This window comes from Phenylobacterium sp. (genome assembly GCF_036263695.1).
Classification (GTDB): Bacteria; Pseudomonadota; Alphaproteobacteria; order Caulobacterales; family Caulobacteraceae; genus Phenylobacterium.
Genome location: NZ_DATAGM010000113.1, coordinates 1 through 3,551, shown reverse-complemented (window position 1 = coordinate 3,551; position 3,551 = coordinate 1). Strand labels below are relative to the sequence as shown.

General features: G+C 72.6%; 3 protein-coding genes and 1 pseudogene. 3 read left to right on the top strand and 1 reads right to left on the bottom strand.

Going from position 1 to position 3,551, the window contains the following annotated elements:
* The coding region (locus tag VHK87_RS04495; protein ID WP_329633698.1) for a pyridoxamine 5'-phosphate oxidase family protein at positions 1-421 on the bottom strand (421 nt) is incomplete at its 3' end.
* A gap of 86 nt (positions 422-507) precedes the next feature.
* On the opposite strand from VHK87_RS04495, the gene VHK87_RS04490 reads away from it, so the two are divergent.
* The 3 genes and pseudogenes from VHK87_RS04490 to VHK87_RS04480 all read left to right on the top strand — a co-directional run bounded on the left by VHK87_RS04490 (position 508) and on the right by VHK87_RS04480 (position 3,493).
* On the top strand, positions 508-1,980 hold the full coding sequence (locus VHK87_RS04490; protein ID WP_329633697.1) for a PLP-dependent aminotransferase family protein: 1,473 nt from the start codon (positions 508-510) through the stop codon (positions 1,978-1,980).
* A 152-nt stretch (positions 1,981-2,132) separates the two neighbouring features.
* Positions 2,133-3,025: pseudogene (locus VHK87_RS04485) on the top strand (hydrogen peroxide-inducible genes activator).
* 93 nt (positions 3,026-3,118) lie between these two features.
* The gene (locus tag VHK87_RS04480) at positions 3,119-3,493 is read left to right on the top strand and encodes a hypothetical protein (RefSeq protein ID WP_329633696.1); all 375 of its coding nucleotides are present in this window, start codon (positions 3,119-3,121) and stop codon (positions 3,491-3,493) included.
* Positions 3,494-3,551 lie beyond the last annotated feature (58 nt).

Genomic DNA, 3,551 nt, shown 5'->3' with positions numbered 1-3,551 from the left:
GCTCGGCCGTACGACCCGGATAGAGGCGCTCCAGGAAGGCGCCCATCGCCGCCCGCTTGGCGTCCAGGCCGGTGACCTGCCGCGCCGTTCCGAAGACCATCGCCGAGCGGAAGTTCACCGAGTGCTTGATGCCCGAGCGGCCGACCATCAGGCCGTCCAGCAGGGTGACCGTCACGCACACCGGCGCGCCCGAGCCGCTCCGGGCCAACATCCGGCCGGCCGCCGCCCCGTGCCAGTAGAGCGTCCGGCCTTCCCGCCAGAAGGTGGTGGGGGTGACCATCGGCTGGTCGCCGTCCAGATAGCCGATATGGGCCACCAGGGCGGCGTCCAGCACGGCGTACAGGCTCTCATCGTCGTACCGACCGCGGTCGGGCCGACGGCGCAGGCGGGTGCGGGGCGACGGGGTCAGGTTCTCGGACATGGCCGGCCTCCTTTCGGACCTTGGAGAGCTAGGCCGTGTGTGGTCTGCTGAGTAGATCCAGTTCGGACGAGCGAAGCAGACCAATCATGAGCTGGGCCGAGATCTACCCGTGGGAGGCGCCGGCGCCGGGCGAGCCGCGCATCCACCGCGTCTACGAGCAACTGAGGGAGGCGATCCATTCCGGCGCGCTGAAGCCCGGCGGGCGGCTGCCGTCCAGCCGCGACCTGGCGCACCGGCTGGGCGTGGCGCGGGCCTCGGTCGTCGCCGCCTACGAGCGGTTGGTGGGGGAGGGCTATGCGGAGGGCCGCGCCGGCTCGGGCACCTATGTCTCGGACGACCTCTCCGGGGTGCTGGAGCTGCGGCCGGCGCAGCCCGCGCCCGGCGCCGCCGCGCCGCCGCCGCTGCCGGGCCGAGTGGCCGAGCTGGAGGTCTTCGACCTGCCGGCCGCGCCGCCTGAGGCGCGGCCCTTCTCCAACGGGCGCACGCTGATGGACGAGCGGGCGCTGGACGCCTGGTCGCGCGCGAGCCGGCGGGCGCTGCGGACCCTGGGCCCGGTCCATTTCGGCTATTCCGACGCCCGCGGCGATCCTAGGCTGCGGGCGGCCATCGCCGACTCCCTTCGCGCAGCCCGCGGCGTGGTCTGCGAGCCGGACCAGGTGATCGTCACCGCCGGCGCCCAACACGCGGTGGACCTGGCCGCCCGGCTGCTGGTCCGGCCAGGCGACCCGGTGTGGCTGGAGGACCCCTGTTACGACCCGACCTGGCACGCTCTGGCGCAATTCGGGGCGCAGCTCCACCCGATCCCGGTGGACGCCTCCGGCATCGACGTGGCGGCCGGGCTCGCCGCCGCGCCGGGCGCGAAGATGGCGTTCGTGACGCCGTCGCATCAGTTCCCGCTGGGCGTGACCCTGTCGATGGCCCGGCGGCTGGAGCTGCTGGCCTGGGCGCGGCAGGCGGGCGCCTTCGTGGTGGAGGACGACTACGCCTCGGAATTCCGATACTCCGGACCGCCGCTGCCCTCGCTGCAGGGGCTCGATGGCGGGGAGCGGGTGATCTACGTCGGCACCCTCAACAAGGCGCTCTTCCCGGGCCTGCGCATGGGCTACATGGTCGCCCCGCGCCCGCTGCTGAAGGCGCTATCCGTCGAGCGGCACCTGACCGACCGCCAGCCGTCCAGCCTGATGCAGGCCGTGCTGCTCGACTTCATGGAGAGCGGTGAGTTCGCGGCGCACATCCGCCGGCGCCGGGTCGCCTACGGGCGCCAGCGGGACGCACTGGCGCAGGCGCTGGCCCGCCGGTTCGGCCACGAGCTGGAGGTCACCTGCCCGGACCAGGGCATGCAGCTGATCGCCTATTTTAGGGACGGCCGGTCGGACCTGGACGCCGAGGCCGCCGCCGCTCACGCAGGGCTCAGCACCCGAGCCATCAGCCGGCTCTATCGTAAGGCGCCGCCGAGGCCGGGCGTGCTGCTCGGCTTCTCCGGCTTTCCGGTCTCGGCGATGAAGGATGGGGTGGAGCGCCTCGCCAGGGCATGGGGGTCCGGGGGCGCGCGCGGCTAGGGGAGGAGAGCGCGCCCCCGGACTGCGGCGAAGGCGATGGCGGAGGGGCCTGCGCCGCGCTCTGGGAGAGTGGCGGCTAGATAGGCGCAGCCGATCGAGAGGGCCAATCGATTGTCTCTGGAAATGAGATAGAGGAGGTCTATCTTAGACCCATGCTCCCGACCCTCCGTCAGCTCAGCTACCTGAAGCTCCTCGCCGAGCAGGGCTCCTTCAGCAAGGCGGCCGAGGCGGCCCACGTCACCCAGCCCACCCTCTCGGCCGGCATCCAGGAGCTGGAGAAGATCCTCGGCGCGCCGGTGGTGGACAGGGCCCGCTCGGGCGTCATCCTGACCGCGCTCGGCCAGGAGGCCCTGGTCCGGGCCCGGACCATCCTCAACGAGGCCGAGGAGTTGGTGGAGGCGGCCCACAACGCCGGCCAGCCGCTGACCGGCCGCTTCCGCCTCGGCGTCATCCCGACCATCGCCCCCTTCCTGCTGCCCCAGGCGCTGCGCCTGCTGCGCCAGCGGTTCCCGAAGCTGCGCCTGTCCTGCGCGAGGACCTCACCCAGCGGCTGGTCACCTCGCTGCGGGCCGGCCACCTGGATGCGGCGCTGATCGCTCTGCCGTACGACGTCGCGGGCTTGGCCTGGGCGCGCGTGGCCGACGATGAGCTGTTCGCGGCCTTCCCGGCCAACCACCGTCTGGCCGCCCAGCCGAAGATCCGACCTTCGGATCTGGAGCAGGAGGATCTGATCCTGCTGGAGGACGGCCACTGCCTGCGCGAGCACGCCCTGGCCGCCTGCGGCCTGCGGCCCCGCAAGCCGGACGGCGAGGAGGCGTTCGCCGCGACCTCCCTGCCGACCCTGGTGCAGATGGTCGGCTCCGGGTTGGGGGTGACCTTCCTGCCGGGTATGGCGGTGGAGGCGGGCCTGGCCGAAACCGCGCCGATCACCGTCCGGCCGATCGCCGCCGTAGATCCGCGCCGCGAGATCGTCGTCGCCTGGCGCGCCGGCTCCAGCCGGGCCGCCGACGGCAAGCTGCTGGCCGAGACGCTCCAGGAGGCCTGAGCCCATTACCTGAGGCGTAATCGACCCGCGTCAGCGGTCCTTGCAGGATCAGGTCAGCCCCACCCGCGGGGCGCCCAACCTGGAGATGCCGCCATGACCTTCATCCGCCGCGTTCTGTTCGCCGACGCCGTCGCCAGCCTCGGCTCGGCCGTCCTGCTGATCGCCGCCACGGGCCCCGTCGCCGAGCTCACCGGCCTCTCCAAGGCGGTGCTGTTCGAGGCGGGCCTGGTGCTCGTCCCCTTCGTCCTGCTGGTGCTGGCGGTCGCGGCACGTCCGCAAATCTCCCGCGCCGCCGTCAAGGTCATCATCGCCATCAACGTCCTGTGGGTGATCGGCTCGGTCGCCGTCCTGGCGATGAGCGCGCCGACCGCTCTCGGCTACGCCTTCGTGATCGCCCAGGCGCTCGCCGTCGGCGTTCTCGCCGAGCTGCAGGTGATCGGGCTGAAGCGGGCGGCGAGGACCGCCTAGCTCTCCCTCCCCTTCATGGGGAGGGTCGAGTCGGCGCAGCCGACCGGGGTGGGGGAGT